At 31.3% G+C, this 18,232-nt stretch carries 18 protein-coding genes and 1 riboswitch; of the genes, 13 read left to right on the plus strand and 5 right to left on the minus strand.

Going from position 1 to position 18,232, the window contains the following annotated elements:
* Nucleotides 1–8 precede the first annotated feature (8 nt).
* Complete coding sequence (gene clpX, locus CCE28_RS13595) at nt 9–1,277, plus strand: ATP-dependent protease ATP-binding subunit ClpX (protein ID WP_095134277.1); 1,269 nt, start codon at nt 9–11, stop codon at nt 1,275–1,277.
* Nucleotides 1,278–1,324: 47 nt separating this feature from the next.
* On the opposite strand, the gene CCE28_RS13600 is transcribed toward clpX, so the two are convergent.
* The gene (locus CCE28_RS13600) at nt 1,325–1,990 is read right to left on the minus strand and encodes a hypothetical protein (RefSeq protein WP_095134278.1); all 666 of its coding nucleotides are present in this window, start codon (nt 1,988–1,990) and stop codon (nt 1,325–1,327) included.
* 174 nt (nt 1,991–2,164) lie between these two features.
* Nucleotides 2,165–2,265, plus strand: a riboswitch (SAM riboswitch).
* Between the two features lie 154 nt (nt 2,266–2,419).
* On the opposite strand from CCE28_RS13600, the gene CCE28_RS13605 reads away from it, so the two are divergent.
* Complete coding sequence (locus CCE28_RS13605) at nt 2,420–3,712, plus strand: Na+/H+ antiporter NhaC family protein (protein ID WP_095134279.1); 1,293 nt, start codon at nt 2,420–2,422, stop codon at nt 3,710–3,712.
* A gap of 57 nt (nt 3,713–3,769) precedes the next feature.
* Here CCE28_RS13605 and CCE28_RS13610 read toward each other — a convergent pair whose 3' ends face one another.
* Both CCE28_RS13610 and CCE28_RS21870 read right to left on the minus strand, forming a co-directional pair.
* Nucleotides 3,770–4,300 (minus strand): peptidase associated/transthyretin-like domain-containing protein, encoded by a 531-nt coding sequence (locus CCE28_RS13610; protein ID WP_095134280.1) that lies wholly within the window; start codon nt 4,298–4,300, stop codon nt 3,770–3,772.
* A gap of 95 nt (nt 4,301–4,395) precedes the next feature.
* Nucleotides 4,396–4,902 carry a hypothetical protein gene (locus tag CCE28_RS21870; RefSeq protein WP_141228367.1) on the minus strand — a complete coding sequence of 169 codons (507 nt, stop codon included), beginning with the start codon at nt 4,900–4,902 and terminating at the stop codon, nt 4,396–4,398.
* Between the two features lie 373 nt (nt 4,903–5,275).
* Here CCE28_RS21870 and asrA point away from each other — a divergent pair, with 373 nt between their 5' ends.
* From asrA to CCE28_RS13655, 8 genes are all read left to right on the plus strand, one after another.
* Entirely contained in the window at nt 5,276–6,295 is a 1,020-nt protein-coding gene (asrA, locus tag CCE28_RS13620) for an anaerobic sulfite reductase subunit AsrA (protein WP_095134282.1), read from the plus strand.
* Nucleotides 6,288–7,079: an anaerobic sulfite reductase subunit AsrB gene (gene asrB, locus CCE28_RS13625; protein WP_095134283.1), complete on the plus strand. Its 792-nt coding sequence runs from the start codon at nt 6,288–6,290 to the stop codon at nt 7,077–7,079. Before asrA ends, asrB begins: the two co-directional genes overlap by 8 nt.
* A 13-nt stretch (nt 7,080–7,092) precedes the next feature.
* Entirely contained in the window at nt 7,093–8,088 is a 996-nt protein-coding gene (asrC, locus tag CCE28_RS13630) for a sulfite reductase subunit C (RefSeq protein ID WP_095134284.1), read from the plus strand.
* A 94-nt stretch (nt 8,089–8,182) separates the two neighbouring features.
* Nucleotides 8,183–8,953 (plus strand): formate/nitrite transporter family protein, encoded by a 771-nt coding sequence (locus CCE28_RS13635; protein ID WP_095134285.1) that lies wholly within the window; start codon nt 8,183–8,185, stop codon nt 8,951–8,953.
* A 118-nt stretch (nt 8,954–9,071) separates the two neighbouring features.
* The gene (locus tag CCE28_RS13640; RefSeq protein ID WP_095134286.1) at nt 9,072–9,761 is read left to right on the plus strand and encodes a Crp/Fnr family transcriptional regulator; all 690 of its coding nucleotides are present in this window, start codon (nt 9,072–9,074) and stop codon (nt 9,759–9,761) included.
* A gap of 176 nt (nt 9,762–9,937) precedes the next feature.
* Complete coding sequence (gene lon, locus CCE28_RS13645) at nt 9,938–12,280, plus strand: endopeptidase La (RefSeq protein WP_095134287.1); 2,343 nt, start codon at nt 9,938–9,940, stop codon at nt 12,278–12,280.
* The gene (gene yihA / locus CCE28_RS13650) at nt 12,270–12,884 is read left to right on the plus strand and encodes a ribosome biogenesis GTP-binding protein YihA/YsxC (RefSeq protein ID WP_095134288.1); all 615 of its coding nucleotides are present in this window, start codon (nt 12,270–12,272) and stop codon (nt 12,882–12,884) included. Before lon ends, yihA begins: the two co-directional genes overlap by 11 nt.
* 378 nt (nt 12,885–13,262) lie before the next feature.
* The gene (locus CCE28_RS13655) at nt 13,263–14,486 is read left to right on the plus strand and encodes an NAD(P)/FAD-dependent oxidoreductase (RefSeq protein WP_095134289.1); all 1,224 of its coding nucleotides are present in this window, start codon (nt 13,263–13,265) and stop codon (nt 14,484–14,486) included.
* A 122-nt stretch (nt 14,487–14,608) separates the two neighbouring features.
* Here CCE28_RS13655 and CCE28_RS13660 read toward each other — a convergent pair whose 3' ends face one another.
* Nucleotides 14,609–15,508, minus strand: coding sequence for a DMT family transporter (locus CCE28_RS13660; RefSeq protein WP_095134290.1), 900 nt, complete (start codon nt 15,506–15,508; stop codon nt 14,609–14,611).
* Nucleotides 15,509–15,656: 148 nt separating this feature from the next.
* Between CCE28_RS13660 and CCE28_RS13665 the strand changes: the two genes are divergently transcribed.
* From CCE28_RS13665 to CCE28_RS21875, 3 genes are all read left to right on the plus strand, one after another.
* Nucleotides 15,657–16,190, plus strand: a complete 534-nt coding sequence (locus CCE28_RS13665; protein ID WP_095134291.1) for a nitroreductase family protein — start codon at nt 15,657–15,659, stop codon at nt 16,188–16,190.
* Between the two features lie 57 nt (nt 16,191–16,247).
* Complete coding sequence (locus CCE28_RS13670; RefSeq protein ID WP_095134292.1) at nt 16,248–16,739, plus strand: prolyl-tRNA synthetase associated domain-containing protein; 492 nt, start codon at nt 16,248–16,250, stop codon at nt 16,737–16,739.
* Between the two features lie 497 nt (nt 16,740–17,236).
* On the plus strand, nt 17,237–17,554 hold the full coding sequence (locus tag CCE28_RS21875) for a hypothetical protein (RefSeq protein ID WP_141228368.1): 318 nt from the start codon (nt 17,237–17,239) through the stop codon (nt 17,552–17,554).
* A 108-nt stretch (nt 17,555–17,662) separates the two neighbouring features.
* Here CCE28_RS21875 and CCE28_RS13680 read toward each other — a convergent pair whose 3' ends face one another.
* Nucleotides 17,663–18,025: a hypothetical protein gene (locus CCE28_RS13680; RefSeq protein ID WP_095134294.1), complete on the minus strand. Its 363-nt coding sequence runs from the start codon at nt 18,023–18,025 to the stop codon at nt 17,663–17,665.
* Nucleotides 18,026–18,232 lie beyond the last annotated feature (207 nt).

Below are 18,232 nucleotides of genomic sequence, written 5' to 3' on the forward strand. Positions count from 1 at the left end.
GTGAAGATATGTCAAGATTTGACGAAAAAAAACAATTAAAATGTTCCTTTTGTGGGAAATCTCAAGATCAAGTAAGAAGGCTTATTGCTGGTCCTAGTGTCTATATATGTGATGAGTGTATTGAACTTTGTCAAGAAATCATCCAAGAAGAGTTTGATGAAAGCATAGAAGTTGATATGGGCGATTTACCTAAGCCAAAGGAGATCAAAAACATATTAGCTGAATATGTAGTAGGTCAAGAAAGAGCTAAGAAGGCCTTAGCTGTAGCTGTGTACAATCATTATAAACGTATTAATCATACGGGTAAAAAAGATGATATAGAAATTCAAAAGAGTAATATAGTTATGGTAGGTCCAACAGGATCTGGAAAGACTTTACTTGCTCAAACATTGGCTAAAATATTAAATGTACCTTTTGCCATAGCTGATGCTACTTCATTGACAGAGGCTGGATATGTGGGAGAAGATGTGGAAAACATCCTATTAAAACTTATTCAAGCGGCTGATTATGATATAGAAAAGGCTGAAAAGGGAATCATCTATATAGATGAAATAGACAAGATAGCAAGAAAATCTGATAATCCGTCTATTACAAGGGATGTATCTGGAGAAGGTGTACAACAAGCCCTACTAAAGATATTAGAGGGAACTGTTGCTAGTGTTCCTCCACAAGGTGGAAGAAAGCATCCACACCAAGAATTCATTCAAATAGATACTACTAATGTGTTATTTATTTGCGGTGGTGCCTTTGATGGATTAGATAAGGTTATTCAAAAGAGAATTGGTAAAAAGACTATGGGCTTTGGTGCTGATATTCAAAGTAAGGAAGTAAAAGACATTGGTCAATTACTTGGTAAAATCGAGCCAGAAGATCTATTAAAATATGGTCTAATTCCAGAATTCGTAGGAAGAATTCCTGTTATGGTAACATTAGAGCAATTAGATGAAGAATCACTAGTGGCCATATTAAAGGAGCCTAAGAATGCTATAGTAAAACAATATAAAAAGTTGTTTGAAATAGATAATGTGGAATTAGATATAGAAGAGGATGCTTTAATAGAAATCGCTAAAAAGGCCATAGAAAGAAAAACTGGTGCAAGGGGACTGCGTAGTATTGTGGAGAACCTAATGCTAGATGTAATGTTTGAAATTCCGTCTAGGGATGATATAGAAAAGTGTGTAATAACTAAAGAAACAGTTGTAAACAAAAACGAACCTACTTTAGTTATTTCAGACAAAAAGAAAAAGAAAAAAGTTAAAAAAGAAAGCGCTTCATAAAAAAGCAAAAGGAGATGAATTAAATTCATCTCCTTTTAATTTAAATACTAACTTGCAGGAACTTGACCAAAATCAGTGTTTATATATTCCTTTAAATCCTCTTCAGACACACTTAGTTCAATAAATTCCTTTGCACTATCATCTAAAGGCATGTAATAAAATACTACATTTTCATCTTTAAAGTATAACCTTACTCCCTCTGCTTCTATTCCTTCTTTTATTCCTTTATCTTTAGCCTTTTGGTCTAGTATTCTCATTACTTCTTCTTTAGACTTAATAAGATTATCATACGTAATCTCATTTGAAGAATTCATATCTAGATTAATACTTTGTTGAATATTAATTTTACCATGACCTTGTATTTCACCAGTACCTTTGAATAATACACTTAATATATTTTCATCCATTCTCGTGATCTCATAGTCTATTTGCACATGGTTGTAAATATCTTCATTTCCATATATATCAGCAATTCTTTTTAAGCTTTGATTCATATAATCCATTAAAAGTTCTCCAGGATAATCTATAACTTGAGGATAATCTATTTTTGTATCTTTAGACTCTACCTCCAGAACTTCTTTAGTTATATTATAGTTTAAAACTAATTTGTTATCTTCAGTTTCCTTCTCTGATATATTTGATTCTTGTTTACTGCACCCTACAAAGGTGAAAATTAATAAAACTGCAACTACTAAACTTAATAATCTTTTCATAATTGTCCTCCTAGTATTTTTTATTACATGCATTAGACGGATGAATAATACAAAAAGTTTCACTAAATATAAAATTTATTTTTTTAGAGTAGAAATGTCTGTGTGAAAAAAACATTTGACAATATTTATTCTTTTAGCTATAATCATATACGTTGTGAAAAACAATTAAATATAATCTTATCAAGAGCGGCGGAGGGACTGGCCCTATGAAGCCCGGCAACCTAGATTAAATTCTGTGGTGCTAAATCCAGCAGGTGATACCTGGCAGATAAGGGACAAAGGAAATTTAACTTCTTGCATTATCTGCAAGAAGTTTTTTTAGTTTATAAGGAAATTAAAAAGTAATTAATGTGCACAGCTTTTTAAATTCAAATGATTGTCCCTAGAAAAATATGTACTTTATTTAAACTATACGTAGGAGGAAGGATTATGAATAATAAAAAAAGTAGTTTAGCATTGTTACCATTATTAGTTTTCTTAGTTATGTATTTAGTAACATCTATTATAATAGGAGATTTTTATAAGATGCCTGTAAGTGTATCTTTTCTAGTGGCTAGCATAGTAGCCATCTGTATGAATCCTAAGGAGAAGATTTCTCATAAAATAGAGATTTTTTGCAAAGGGGCAGGAAACACTAATATTATAATCATGTGCTTTATATTCATATTAGCAGGAGCCTTTGCTGGGGTGGCTAGAGAAATGGGAGCTGTAGATTCTACAGTAAACTTAGGTCTCAGCATATTACCAGGAAACATATTAATAGCAGGAATATTTGTAATTGGTTGTTTCATATCCCTATCTATAGGAACTTCTGTGGGGACTATAGTTGCCCTATCACCAGTGGCCATAGGGTTAGCTGAAAAGATAGACATATCTTTAGGCCTTGCTTTAGGTGCTGTAATTAGTGGAGCCATGTTTGGAGATAACCTATCTATGATATCAGATACTACTATTGCAGCGGCACGTACTCAAGGTTGTGAGATGAGAGATAAATTTAGGATGAACTTCTTAATAGTAGTACCAGCAGCCATTGTAACAGGGATTATATTTGTTTTAATAGGAAATGGAAACAATACTGCCATAGGAGGAGACCATCCATACAGTATAATTAAAGTAGTTACTTATTTAGTGGTATTAATAGGAGCTTTATCAGGAATAAATGTATTTGTAGTTTTAACTGGAGGAACATTATTTGCAGGAGTTGTAGGTATTATGACAAATTCCTTTGACATATGGGGTTTTGTATCAGCCGTATCTAATGGAATCAATGGTATGGCAGAGATTATAATAATATCCTTATTAATTGGTGGTATGGTTGAAGTAATCAAATTTAACGGTGGAATTAATTTCTTACTAGATTTTATTAGAAATAGAATATCTAGTAAAAGGGGAGCTGAATTTGGAATTGCCCTATTAGTTGGTGTGGTTGATTTGTGTACAGCTAACAATACTATTGCCATAGTAATGACAGGTCCAATTGCTAAAGATATAGCAGATGAGTATAATATAGAACCAAAGAGATCAGCTAGTATACTAGATACTTTTTCATGCTTCTGCCAGGGGATTATTCCCTATGGAGCTCAAATTCTTGTGGCAGTGGGAGTGGCATCAAATAAGGTTTCTTCATTTGATATAATGAGATATTTATACTACCCCTACTTAATGGGAATATGTGCAGTAATAGCCATATTAATAGGAGTGCCAAAGCTTAAAGAAGCATAATAAAAACAGGATAGGTAATACCTATCCTGTTTTTATTATGCTTCTTTAAGTATTATATTAACCAAGATCATCTTCAACTTTTTTTAGAAGTATAGATTGGTGATGATTTTGTCCAGGCATGATTTTTATATTGTATATTTTCTCCTTAAAATATCTTCCAAGATATGCATATAAGGTATAATAGCCTGGTGGCAAATTTTCGATGACGAAGTTTCCATTATCATCTGATTTAGTTTGGCATACTGGATATGTCTTAGAATCATCATAGGATCCAAAGTATAGTAAAACAATTGCATTTGGAGTGATTTCCCTATTACTTTTTGAATAGATTACTCCAGCGATTTTACCAGCAAAGTTATCCATATTATTATCCATAGTTAATTGAACATTTTGGAAATTAAATTGGGAAGGATGGGTTTCTAGGTGCTGGTCTTGGCCTAAATCATGCATGCTTTTTTGAATACTAGATTGATCTAGAGTTTTTTCAGTATTGTCTTTTTCTGTTAGGTATTCTGTTTCAATCACATCATTTTTTTTAGTAGAATCATTAATTTGGATTTCTTGTGGAAGATTTTCCCATGGACTCATAAAAGTACCTCCTATAATTTCTAAAAGGATTGGTGCTTATGTATATGATATTTTTAAAATGGTGGGGGGAAGCCCCCCACTATTTTAATGAATATCTAGCACCAAGGATGCTTCTTCTTATCTTCAATTTCGGCTTCTGCTTTAGCTTTGTTTCTATTTTTGTTCTTAGCATCTGCGTCAGCTTTATTTCTAGCTCTATTTTTAGCATCTGCATCTGCCCAAGCATCTGACCAAGCATCTGCGTCAGTATCTGCATCATTTTTAGATAATTGACCTTGATATTGTCTTTGATAAATGTGATTGTGGTTAGTTTGTTTATTATATTGAACTTGTTTATGCATATCTTTTTCTATTTCTACTTCTTTCTCTATTTCTACTTCTTTTTCTACTTCTTTTTCTTCTTCTTTATCAATATCTACATTAAGATTTCTATTTTTTGCTTCTGCTTTTGCTTTTGCATCTGCTTTTGCTTTTGCTTCTGCTTTTGCCTTTGCTTCTGCATCTGCTTTTGCTCTTGCTTTTGCTTCCGCTTCTAATATTTCAACTTTTATTTCTTCTATTAATCTTCTCTTTAATTCTTCATAAGATAATTCATTCATCATATTTTATTCCTCCACTATTATTTTAGTTATTTTTATTTAGATAAGCTCATATTTTTCTGTATGGAAGAGATATAAGCTTATTGAATTGTTGCAGTTGGTTGTCTTTCTAATTTATTGTATTAATTACTCGATAAAAAGGTGCTAGTTAATATTAAAATTTAGAGACATAACTTAGAAAGTTTCAACTTTACATCCTATCGTGAACCACAAATAGCATAGGATTAAGCAACAATTGCGGTGTGAAAAGGTACTTGGTTGATTCCCCTTCCACTAATTATATATGCATTTTTTTCTTATATCGTGACGAATATCACAGAAAATTATTAGATTCAAAGTTAAAATATTAACAATGAAACTTTTAAGGAGGTAGTCTATGGCGTATAAGGTTAGCATTAAACAGTTTAATCACGTCCTAAATACTTTATCTGATAAATATAAGATTTACGGACCTAAAAAAATAGAGAAAAAGGGTAGATATTCAGATACGGATCTAGTCTGTTATAAGCCCATTAGTGGCCTTGATGAAATGGAATTAAATGAAAAGAGTTTCTTTTCTCCAAAGGAAATCATTTACCCAATTCGTGAAACTCTATTTTACTTTACAGAAGACAACGTATCCGTTCCTTCTGTACCTGATGAAAAGATTATAATTTTCTTAAGACCATGTGACATAAATGGAATGAAAAGATTAGATACAATATTCTTACAAAATGGACCAGAACAAGATTTCTATTATAAGAGATTAAGAGAAAAGGTTAAGTTCTTCATGATTGAATGTAATGAAGGATTTGATTCATGTTTCTGTGTGTCCATGAATGGAAACAAAACAGATGAATATGCAGTAGCATGTAAATTTAATAATGACAATGTAATATTAAATATACAAGATGAGGAATTTAAGGCATTATTCAGTGAAGGAGCTGAAGAAGTTCAACATGAAGTAGAATTTGTTGAAGAAAATAAAGTGAAGGTAGAAATACCTCCAGTAGATAAGGTAACTAAAGAAGTATTTGAAAATGATATATGGACAGAATACACTCACAGATGTATTGGCTGCGGAAGATGTAACACATCTTGTATAACATGTGCATGCTTTACTATGCAAGATCAACACTATGGAAAAGATAATAAAATGGGCGAAAGAAGAAGAGTGTGGGCATCATGTCAAGTAGATGGATATAGCACAATGGCAGGAAACCATGACTTTAGAACAAAAAAAGGCGACAGAATGAGATTTAAGACTATGCATAAGATTAACGACTTTCACAAGAGATTTGGTTTCCACATGTGTGTAGGCTGTGGAAGATGTGATGATGTGTGTCCAGAATATATATCATTCCCTAAGTGCATAGAAAAAGTGAACGAAATAGTAAAGGGGGATTCAAATGAATAATCCATATTTACCAAGACCTATAAAGATAATAGATAGATGGGAAGAATCAGGAATAGACCATACTTTTAGAGTAGAAAATGATATGAATCTAATAGGTGGACAGTTCTTACAACTATCTATACCAGGTGTGGGAGAAGCCCCTATATCTATAAGTGACTTTACTGATAAATATTTAGATATGACCATAAGAAAAGTAGGAAAGCTTACAGATGGAATATTTGATTTACAAGCAGGAGATAAAATTTTTGTTAGAGGACCTTATGGAAATGGATTTAATCTTGACCAATATAAGGGAAAGAACCTTGTAATAGTTGCAGGAGGAACAGGTCTTGCGCCTGTAAAAAATGTAGTTAACTATTTCTATAATAACATGGATTTAGTAAAGAGTTTTACACTAATAGTTGGATTTAAAACTCCTAATGATATTTTATTTAGAGATGAAATTAAAAAGTGGAGTGAGAAAATAAATGTAGTGCTTACTGTAGATTCAGCTGATGAAAGTTGGACTGGAGAAACAGGTTTAGTAACAAAACATATAGCTGTATGTGATATGAAAGATTTAGATAATACGGAAGTAATAGTAGTAGGGCCTCCTATTATGATGAAGTTTGCAACAATTGAGTTTGTAAAAAGAGGTTTAGCGGAAGAAAAAATATGGGTATCCTTTGAGAGAAAGATGAGCTGTGGAATTGGTAAATGCGGACATTGCAAGATAGATGAAACCTATGTATGTTTAGAAGGACCTGTATTTAACTATGTAAAAGCTAAAGAACTTATTGATTAATGGAGGTGATTTCGTGAGTGTAAATGTTAAAAAAGTTAAAAAAAATGCCTATAGAATAACAAAGGTAAGGGGAAAAACTGCTTTAAGAGTAAGAATTCCAGGTGGACATATGGAAGCTAAACATTTTGCAATCTTACAAGAAATTGCAGAGAAGTTTGGAGATGGTGGAGTTCACTTAACTACTAGACAGGGGTTTGAATTATCAGGAATTGACTATGATAAAATACCTGAAGTGAATAAAATGGTTGCGCCTATTATAGAAGACTTAGAATTAAACATTGGTGTTGAAATTGCAAATCCAGAGAATGGATATCCAGCAGCTGGTACGAGAAATGTATCTGCCTGTATTGGTAACAGGGTATGTCAAATTGCCAATGACAATACTACAAGAATTGCTCAAAACATAGAAAAGGCCATATTCCCAAATCATTACCACTTTAAAATTGCTGTGACAGGATGTCCAAATGACTGTATAAAGGCACATATGCAAGATTTCGGAATCATATGTACTACTGAACCTCAGTATGATGAATCTAGATGTATTTCATGTGAAGCCTGTGTTAAGAACTGTAGAATAAGGGTTACAGAAGCACTAACTATGGAAAATAGAAAAGTAAAGAGAGATCATAGAAGATGCTTAGGATGTGGAGAGTGTGTTTTAAAATGTCCAACATTAGCTATGACTAGAAGCACTGAAAAGAGATATAGAATGGTAATCATGGGTAGAACAGGAAAGAAAAATCCAAGATTAGCTAGAACTTTTCTAAGATGGGTAGATGAAGATACTATTATTAAGGTAATTAAAAATGCATACGAATATGTGGATAGATATATAGATAGAAGTCTACCAAAGGAGCACGTAGGATATATAGTTGATAGAACTGGATACGAAGTATTTAAAAAAGAAGTATTAGAAGGTGTTAATCTGCCAGAGGGAGCAGACGTTGCTGAATATATTGACTTTGGTGGATACAAGTATGAAAGGGATGCTTTTTTAGATAAACAATAGCTAATTGTCGTTCGTTAATGGTTAATCGTTAAATATAAACGAATAACCATTAACAATTAACGACAAACGAATAAGAATAAAAGGAGGGCAACTGATGTTTGGAGAAGTTGTGGAAAAAATATCTAATGCAGCTAAGGCGAAAGCTACTCTAGTAAAAAAGAGTAAAGCTAAATACTTATTAGCATCAGCTTTAGCAGGATTGTATGTAGGTTTTGGAATTTTACTTATATTTACTATTGGTGGAATCTTAGGCTCACAAGGAAGTGTAGCTACTAAGATTGTAATGGGAACTTCATTTGGTATAGCACTTAGTTTAGTAATCATGGCAGGATCGGAATTATTTACTGGGAATAATCTAATAATGACTATAGGAGCATTGAGAAAGAAAGTAACCTTTGGAGATGCTATGAACGTTTGGTTCTTTAGTTATATTGGAAACTTTGTAGGATCTATTTTAATTGCAGGACTGTTTATATTAACAGGACTTGCCAGTAAAGAAAGTACAATGAACTTCATATTAAAAGTTACTAATGCTAAGATGAATGGAAATTTCTCTGAATTATTCTTTAAAGGAATATTATGTAACATATTAGTTTGTTTAGCAGTATTTTGTGCCATCAAACTAAAAGAAGAAACGGCAAAGTTAATAATGATATTCTGGTGTTTATTTGCTTTCATAACTACTGGATTTGAGCATAGTATTGCTAATATGACAATTTTATCTATGGGACTTATGCTTCCTCATCCAGAGACTATCTCTATTGCAGGGATGTTTAACAACTTAATACCAGTGACCTTGGGTAACTTCGTAGGTGGATCATTATTTGTTGGAGTTTCCTATTGGTTCATATCAAAGGAAGACTAAAAAGATAATAGTTAAACCTAGATTAAAGGGATGTGACGAAAAAAAGTTACATCCTTTTTGTGGTTGTATTTGTTTTTTATTAGTATTTAAGGGTAAAATAAGTTTATAAGGAGGCCATATGAAGATTACTAGGGAAACTTTAATAAACATACCCATACTTGAGAATATAAAAGAGGAAAGTATAGATTATCTTATGGATAATTATTCGGTGGTCACACTAAAAAAGGGCGATATATTATTTCATGAAAAAGGAAAGATAAATAGATTCTACATATTATTAAAGGGAAAAGTAAGTCTTTATAAGATAACTAGCTTTGGCCATAAAAAAGTCATGTATATATTAAATTCTAGGGAAGTCATAAATGAGAATGTATTTGATGAATATGCAGCTACAGTTAGTTGTGAAGCATTTCAAGATATTATCCTTTTATCCTATGATAAAAAAAAATTCATGGAGCTTATGGAAAAGGACTTTATATTGACTAAGAACATATTATTCTCTTTAAGTAAAAAGACGAGAAGATTATACAGGCAACTGAAAAACTCCGTATCAATTAAGATTGAGAAAAAGATTGCATCAAAACTTTGGAAGTTAGGTAAAGATTTTGGAGTAAAACGTGGAGATGGAAAAATCCTAATAGATTTAAAAATTAGTATTACTTACTTAGCAGACATGATAGGAAGTTCTAGGGAAACCATATCAAGGGGAATAAAATCATTAGAAAAATTACAAATACTGGAACTAAAAAACAAAAAAATAATACTAGATTTGAAAAAGGTATCAGATTATTACCATGAAGTCTTATAATCATTGAAAAAACTATTTTGTTTATATATAATAGTGTTATTGTGAAAAATCCTAGTAAATATGGAAAAATCTCTATGATAATTCCTATAAATTATTAAAAGGCCACAATAGGGAATAACATAGCATATAGATACAAAAAATATAAACAAGATTATAACCTTAAGGAGTAGATATTAGTGGAAAAGAAGGATAAAATACAAGAATTACCTCTCATTCCCCTAAGGGGACTTTCCATATTTCCATATATGGTCCTACATTTTGATGTGGGAAGAGAAAGATCAATAAAAGCATTAGAAGAGGCAATGCTTAATGATCAAATGATATTTTTAAGTTCCCAAAAGGATGCGGCAGTAGATATTCCTACTGTGGATGACTTTTATAGTGTAGGAACTATTTGTAAAATAAAACAAATGCTTAAGTTACCAGGAGATGCTATTAGAGTACTAGTTGAAGGAATAAGTAGGGCATCTATTGAAGAAGTAATTGATGATGATCCATATTTTAAATGTAGTGTAGTAGAGCACTTAGATGAAGAAATAGAAATGGATAAAGAGATAGAAGCACTAATGAGAAACATAGTTACAGAGTTTGAAAATTACATAGAAGCTAGCAATAGAATTTCTCCAGAAGTATTTTTAACAGTAACATCCATAAATGAACCAGGAAGACTTTGTGATGTTATAGCATCTAACATGGTTTTGAGAATAGATCAAAAACAAGAAATACTAGATGCCCTTGAAATTAAAGATAGATTAGAAGTAGTATATGCTTTACTAGTAGAAGAGGTAGAAGTATTAGAAATAGAGAGAGAAATTCAAGCTAAGGTTAAAGGTAAAATCAATCAAGTACAAAAGGAGTACTACTTAAAGGAACAATTAAAGGCCATTCATGAAGAACTGGGTGAAGATGGAGATCCAGAAGATGAGATGGACGAATATAAGGATAGACTAGGAAAATTAAAGCTACCAAAGGACGTGGCCGAAAAGGTAGAAAAGGAATTGAAGAGATTATCAAAGCTATCACCTTCTTCTGCAGAAAGTGGAGTTATTCGTACATACATAGAGTGGATATTAGATCTACCTTGGAACAAGCAAACTAAAGATAGAATAGATATTAAAAAGGCAAAAGAAATTTTAGATGAAGATCATTATGGATTAAAGGACGTAAAAGAGAGAATTCTTGAGTATTTAGCTATTAGAAAATTGGCTAAAAACATGAAGGGACCTATTCTGTGTTTAGTAGGACCTCCAGGAGTAGGAAAGACATCCATAGCCAAGTCCATAGGTCGTGCACTTAATAGAAACTTTGTAAGAATGTCTTTAGGTGGAGTTAGGGATGAAGCAGAAATAAGAGGACATAGAAGAACATATATTGGAGCTATACCAGGAAGAATAATGAGTTCTATTAAAGAATCAAAATCTAAGAATCCCGTATTCTTATTTGATGAAATAGATAAATTAGCTAGTGACTTTAGAGGTGATCCTGCTTCAGCATTGCTTGAAGTATTAGACCCTGAGCAAAACAAAGAGTTTGTGGACCACTACTTAGAAGTGCCATTTGATTTATCTAAGGTTTTATTTATAACAACAGCAAATAGTCTAGGTACTATTCCAAGACCACTTTTAGATAGAATGGAAGTAATTGAAGTATCAGGGTATACAGAAGAAGAAAAAGTTAAGATAGGACAAAAATACTTACTTCCAAAACAAATAAAAGAGCATGGGTTTAAAAAGACAAACTTAGAGGTATCAGAGGCCGTAATAAGGGATGTTATAAATTATTATACTCGTGAGTCTGGAGTAAGAAATTTAGAAAGACAACTGGGAACTCTTTGTAGAAAAACAGCTAGAAGGATAGTTGAAAAGGATGCTAAAAAAGTTAGAATTACCACATCAAATCTGAAAAACTATCTAGGAAATAAAAAATACAGATATGACCTAATAAAGGAAGATCATGAAGTAGGAGTAGCTACAGGACTTGCTTGGACAAGGGTTGGTGGAGACACATTATTCATCGAAGTAAGTAGTATGAAGGGTAATGGAAAACTAGTTTTAACAGGACAACTTGGAGATGTAATGAAAGAATCTGCAAGGGCAGGACTTACATATATAAGATCTAAGTGTGAGGAACTAGGAATAGATGAGGAATTCTATAAGACTAGGGATATTCATATACATATTCCAGAAGGAGCCATACCAAAGGATGGTCCATCAGCAGGAATAACTATGGCAACGGCCATGATATCTGAATTATCAGGAGTTCCAATAGATAAGAATGTAGCCATGACTGGAGAGGTAACCTTAAGAGGAAGGGTATTACCAGTAGGTGGAATAAAAGAAAAGGTATTGGCAGCTCACAGGGCAGGTATAAGAAAAATACTACTTCCTATAGATAATGAGAAGGATATAGAAAAAATACCAGCTAATGTGAGAAAGAACTTGGAATTTTTCCCAATGGAAAATATGGACCAAGTAATAGAACATGCCTTAGTTAAAGAGGAGAAAACGGATGAAAATTAGAAGTGCAGAAATATTAATAAGTGCAGTAAAGCCAGCTCAATATCCAGAGGATATAAATCAACCTGAGATTGCCATGGCAGGCAGATCAAATGTGGGAAAGTCATCTACTATAAACATGCTATTAAATAGGAGAAAGCTTGCAAGAACTAGTTCAAGCCCAGGTAAAACTCAAACTTTAAACTTCTACGGTATAAATGATGAGTTTAGACTAGTGGATTTACCGGGATATGGTTATGCTAAGGTTTCAAAATCTGCAAAGGCCACTTGGGGAAATATGATGGAAACCTATTTAAGTGGCAGAGAGAATCTAGTAGCAGTATTTTTGCTAGTAGATATTCGCCACAAGCCTACTGCTCAAGATAAGCAAATGTATGAATGGATTAAACACTTTGGTTTTCAAGGTATTGTAATTGCCACAAAATCAGATAAAATAAGTAGAGGCCAAAGACAGAAGCATTTATCCATTATTAAAAAGGAGTTAGAAATGGAGGCAGATGATATCCTAATCCCAGTTTCAGCTCAAAATAGAGATGGAAAAGAACATGTTTGGAGTCTAATAGAAGAATTATTTAGAGTTAACGATTACGAAGTTAGAGAAGATTAATAAAACCGCCATTAGGCGGTTTTTTTATTGGTTGGAAATATTGAAGTATTTCAATTACCATATAAAATCCTTAAATTTATATGATAGAAATATGAACCATATATTATCTATTCACAATATATAATCTTAGTTCAATTTATTTAAATGAGAACACTTAAATAAATCTTATCTTCCACCTACTTAAAACTAAAAGCCTTAAATAAATGTAGAACCTACTAAAGTAGAATAAATACCCTACTTTAATATTGACTTTACTCCAATACTTCCAACTTAATATTTATAATAGGATGCTACCTATTATTAGTTTAGTGTGTATAATAAATAATCCTTTTATTCAAACTAGAAATAGATTATTAAGTAATAAAAGGGAGAGAAGAGATGAATATAGTTACTGGTGATAGATATTGGATAAAGAAAAGGGAAATTCCTAAAAAATACTCCTATTTACATAAAGATATAAAAACGGATGTTTTAATAATAGGTGGAGGGATTACAGGAAGTTTATGCTTTTACTATTTTAATAAAAACAATATAGATACTATCCTAGTAGATAAAAATATTATAGGATATTTATCTACTAGTGCATCTACCTCCATATTGGATTATTCCATGGATATAAATATGATAGGGGTTAGAGGGTTAATAGGAGAAAAAAGTGCAGCAAAGGCCTTTAAACTAACTAGAGAATCCATAGATCATATTGAAAGGATAATAAAGGAGGATTTAAATTCTGATTGTGGATTTATGAAAAAGGATTTATTATATTATACTAATAACAAATCTTATTATAATGTGTTTCACAAAGAATACAGTTTGAGAAAAAAACATGGTTTCAATGTGGAATTTTTAAAGGATAATGAGGAAAAGTTTGATTTTAATATTAAAAGCGCCATATATTGCAAAGATGATACGGCAGTACTTGACCCTTATGAACTGTCCCATGAATTATTAAATTATGGAGTTAAAAATGGCGGAAGTGTATTTGAAAACACTGAAGTAGTTAACATAAAACCTTTAAAAAACAAGGTTGTCATATATACTGAAAATGGATTTAAAATAGAAGCTAAAAAGGTCATAGTAGCTACCGGATATGAGGGGAGAGATTATATAAAAGAAAGGATAGTAAGGCTTACAAGAAGCTTTACAATAGTTACAAAACCCATTAAAAATACAGAGGGATGGCATAACTTATGCAATATAAGGGATGATAATAGCCCATATATCTATATAAGAGCTACAGATGATAATAGAATTATAGTAGGAGGGGAAGATCTAGCATTAGGTGGAATACGTAGTAAAATGACAAATTTAAAGCAAGAAGATGAAGTATCTTTAACAAAATATAAAACTTTAGAAAATAAAGTTAAAGAAATGTTTCCGCGTATTAAAGATATAGAAATGGAATATGGCTTTAGTGGATTCTTTGGGGAAACTAAGGATGGGTTACCTTATATAGGCAAATATGACGATCCTAATATATACTATTGTTTTGGATATGGATCAAATGGTATATTATATGGAAACTTAGGAGCCAGATTATTATTAGAATTATATAAAGAAAAAGAGAGTCCCTATTTAGAACTCTTCAGATTTAAAAGATAATCATGGGTTTTACCCATGATTATCTTTTAATATGTGTAAATGAATATCTATGTAAAAGCCATTTACACATATATGATTTTTTCACTTTTGAAGTAAAATAATTCATATTCTACCACTTTATTTTAAGATACGGACCCTCTTAACTTTCTAATTTTAAATGTGAATATGTGTGTAGGGATGTTAACTTCAGATATTATAATAGAAAATAATATTAATATTCCACCTACAAAACCACGAAATGGTAAAATTTCTCCTAAAATAATGAATGCGAATATGGCAGCGAATAATGGTTCACTAGATAGTATTAATGCTGCATGGGTAGCGTTTGTATTTTTTTGAGCTACATTTTGAATTAGGAATGCACCAGAAGTACAAACTATAGCTAAAAATAATATTCTACTCCATACATAAGTTCCTTGTGGAATTATGGGAGTTCCAACTATAAAAGATGCAATTAGACTAAGTACAGCTACTACTAATAGTTGAACAATAGTCAGGTTTATGGGATTTACCCTAGGTGCATATGTGGATACGCTTACAATATGACTAGCAAATCCAAAGGCGCAAATTAAAGTTAAAATATCTCCTCTCCCCAATTCTAGATTTCCATCTAAAGTCAAAAGACTAAGACCTATAATTGATATGAAAGCTGCTATTATAGATGCATTAGCAGGTTTTCTTTTTAGGATTATAGATGAAATTATAGGAACTATTACTACAGCAAGGCCACTTATGAAAGCCGATTTTGAGGCTGTAGTGTAGTTAAGACCCACTGTTTGAAATGCGTAGGCTAAAAACATGGCAATGCCTACTATAAGCCCGCTCTTTATAGTTTCTCTATCAATTTGTATAAAAGTTTTATAAAAAATAATTATACAACTAAAAGAAGCTATAAAAAATCTGACGGCTAAAAAATTAAATGTCTCCATGGCGTACAATACATCCTTAGTATATATAAATGTAGTACCCCATAAAATTGCAACCATAAGAAGTCCTAGGTTTGCCTTAAGTTGTCGATTCAATTGTTGTCCTCCTTCTAAGATGTCCATAAATATTCTAACACAAACTTTGCTAACTTAATATTAAAAATTGTATGATGTGTGGTAAAATTTACTTAATATGACAATGATAATATAAATAATGTTTAAGGGAAAATCAGGAGGGGAAATTATGTTAGATTTATTATTAAAGAGAAGAAGTATTAGAAAGTTTAAAGAGGATAAGGTAGAAGTTGAAAAGATAGAAAAAATAATTCAAGGAGCCCTACTTTCACCATCATCTAAAAACAAGAGACCATGGGAGTTTATAGTAGTAGAAGACAAGGAAATACTTGAAAAATTATCTCAATCTAAGGCAAAGGGAATTGCCTTTGTAAAGGATGCTCCATTAGCTATTGTAGTATTAGGAGAGAAGGAAGTAAGTGACGTGTGGATAGAAGATGTGTCCATTGCTACTACACTTATTCAATTAGAAGCAGAGTCCATAGGATTAGGATCTTGTTGGGCACAAATAAGAGAAAGATTCCATGATGATAATAGATCTGCCAGTGATTTTATAAGAGAAGTATTAAATATACCAGAGGACCTAGAAGTAGAATGTGTAGTTGCCATAGGATATGGAGATGAAGAAAAGAGACCTTATGATTTAGAAAGACTTAAGTATGAAAAAGTACATATGGGTGAATACGGAAAAAGCTTTAAATAGTATGACATAAAGAGGGGAATGGGTTCCTCTCTTTATTAATAAAAGGAGAAAGATACTATGAATAATAATGAAAAGCAGGTATATGATATTTTAGATAAGTTAAATATAGTCTATGAGAAAACAGAACATAGAGCTGTTTATACGGCAGATGAGGCCAATGAATTTGCTCCTGTAAAAAAGGGCATGTCTTGCAAAAACTTATTTTTAAGAAATAAAAAGGGAGAGGAACACTACTTAGTAGTAGTTCAAGATCATAAGAGATTAAATCTAAAGGAATTAACTAAAAAGATAGGATGTACTAGTTTAAGTTTTGCATCGGAAAAGAGATTGAAAAAGTATTTGAATTTAGAACCTGGTTCAGTAGGTCCCTTTGGAATACTAAATGATGAAAATAAAGAAGTAATAGTAATAATAGATGAGGACTTAAAAAATGCTGATTATGTAAATTTTCATCCTAATGTGAATACGGCCACGTTGTGTCTGGCTTATGATGATTTTACAAAGTACTTAAATTGGTGTGGAAATAAGATTAAATTTTTAGAAATATAGATATTTTTACATTTATGATGAAAAAGATTTATATTTAATAAAATGCTATTATAATCCATTACATACTCTATAATAGTATGGCAAACACTATTTTATATGGAATGAGTATTATTTCACCTATATAAAATAGTGTTTTTTATAGTATTTTAAGAATTGTAGGTGAAAAATCATATGAAAAATAACAATTCATTTACTTGTATATTAATGGTAAAGCTATAAATGTATGGGTGTGAAGAAAGAGGTTTAAATTCATGGCAAGGGAAGATTTTAAGTCAAAACTAATAACATGCATTTTTACAATAGTTATGTTGATTAGTCTTGTTGTATTTTTCATGAAAAAAGAAATATATTATATTATTTATGTGATTTTTATATATTTTACCTATGTTATTTTTCTTTATCTTGAAAAGAGAAAAATATTAAAAATGAAACTTTATATAAAAATATTGATTCTTGTCACAATTATCATAGATGTTGTAGGAGGGTTTTGCTTTAAGTTGTATGACGTTACAAAGTGGTTTGATAATGCTATACATATGTTTGGTAGTTTTTCATTCACACTTCTTTTAAATTATATTTTCCATGTGAAAAAAATTTCAGACTCTAAAATTGTAATTTTTGTTTATGCAACATCATTAGGTATTGCTACTGGGGTTTTTTATGAATTTGTTGAATTTGCTTTAGATATGATTTTAAAGACTACAACTCAGGAAGGGTTAATAGACACTAATTTAGATTTAATATTTGATACATTTGGTGCTATGATAGCATCTATTCTCATTATATACAGAAAAGATATCCATCAATATGAATAGGACACTCGTGAAGTTATTAAATAATAATTAATAAAGCCAGCTATATTAATAGCTGGCAGTTTTGTTAGTAAATACTTAAAAATCACTTTCGCATAGGGATTAAGACTACTACTTTTTTTTACCTATACTATACCCTAAGAAAGCACCTACTACTAATGGTGTTGGCCCAACTACGGTTACAACTAGGGCTGGATGCATTAGGAGACCACTAAATATTGAAAATAATAGGGCAAATGGCATTCCTGCAATATAACCAAATACTATTTTCATTTTATGTGTATATTCTAGATTTTTTCTTAAGAAGTATATTAATACTCCTCCTGATATAAAGCCTGTAGGAGCAAATACTAGACTTGACATGAATAAATCAAAGGGAAGTTTTGCAAACCTAATAAAAAATATTATATTTTGGATCATTGGAAATAACAAAGTTATGGGAATTAACCATAAATACGATAGCTTCTTTTCCATAGTGAATTCCTCCTTTAAAGTAGTATTATAAAATATGACTTGTTGAATCATAAGTTTTTAGTATAGTTTAATGTACCTCTTTGCTTATAAATTCATTATATATGAATCATGTGTACTTTATGTGTACGTTATGTATAGATAATATGTTTATTATAAAATAACTCTAGTATTTGTGTAGCTGAGGAAATAACACATAGATGTTATGGA

The organism is Anaeromicrobium sediminis (assembly GCF_002270055.1).
Classification (GTDB): domain Bacteria; phylum Bacillota; class Clostridia; order Peptostreptococcales; family Thermotaleaceae; genus Anaeromicrobium; species Anaeromicrobium sediminis.

Coding starts and splice junctions, on each gene's coding strand:
- CCE28_RS13680 (WP_095134294.1), bottom strand. CDS start 18,025: ATGGAAAAGAAGCTATCGTATTTATGGTTAATTCCCATAACTTTGTTA.
- CCE28_RS21870 (WP_141228367.1), bottom strand. CDS start 4,902: ATGATGAATGAATTATCTTATGAAGAATTAAAGAGAAGATTAATAGAA.
- CCE28_RS13600 (WP_095134278.1), bottom strand. CDS start 1,990: ATGAAAAGATTATTAAGTTTAGTAGTTGCAGTTTTATTAATTTTCACC.
- CCE28_RS13605 (WP_095134279.1), top strand. CDS start 2,420: ATGAATAATAAAAAAAGTAGTTTAGCATTGTTACCATTATTAGTTTTC.
- CCE28_RS13640 (WP_095134286.1), top strand. CDS start 9,072: ATGAAGATTACTAGGGAAACTTTAATAAACATACCCATACTTGAGAAT.
- asrB (WP_095134283.1), top strand. CDS start 6,288: ATGAATAATCCATATTTACCAAGACCTATAAAGATAATAGATAGATGG.
- CCE28_RS13635 (WP_095134285.1), top strand. CDS start 8,183: ATGTTTGGAGAAGTTGTGGAAAAAATATCTAATGCAGCTAAGGCGAAA.
- CCE28_RS13670 (WP_095134292.1), top strand. CDS start 16,248: ATGAATAATAATGAAAAGCAGGTATATGATATTTTAGATAAGTTAAAT.
- CCE28_RS13655 (WP_095134289.1), top strand. CDS start 13,263: ATGAATATAGTTACTGGTGATAGATATTGGATAAAGAAAAGGGAAATT.
- clpX (WP_095134277.1), top strand. CDS start 9: ATGTCAAGATTTGACGAAAAAAAACAATTAAAATGTTCCTTTTGTGGG.
- CCE28_RS13610 (WP_095134280.1), bottom strand. CDS start 4,300: ATGAGTCCATGGGAAAATCTTCCACAAGAAATCCAAATTAATGATTCT.
- CCE28_RS13665 (WP_095134291.1), top strand. CDS start 15,657: ATGTTAGATTTATTATTAAAGAGAAGAAGTATTAGAAAGTTTAAAGAG.
- asrA (WP_095134282.1), top strand. CDS start 5,276: ATGGCGTATAAGGTTAGCATTAAACAGTTTAATCACGTCCTAAATACT.
- yihA (WP_095134288.1), top strand. CDS start 12,270: ATGAAAATTAGAAGTGCAGAAATATTAATAAGTGCAGTAAAGCCAGCT.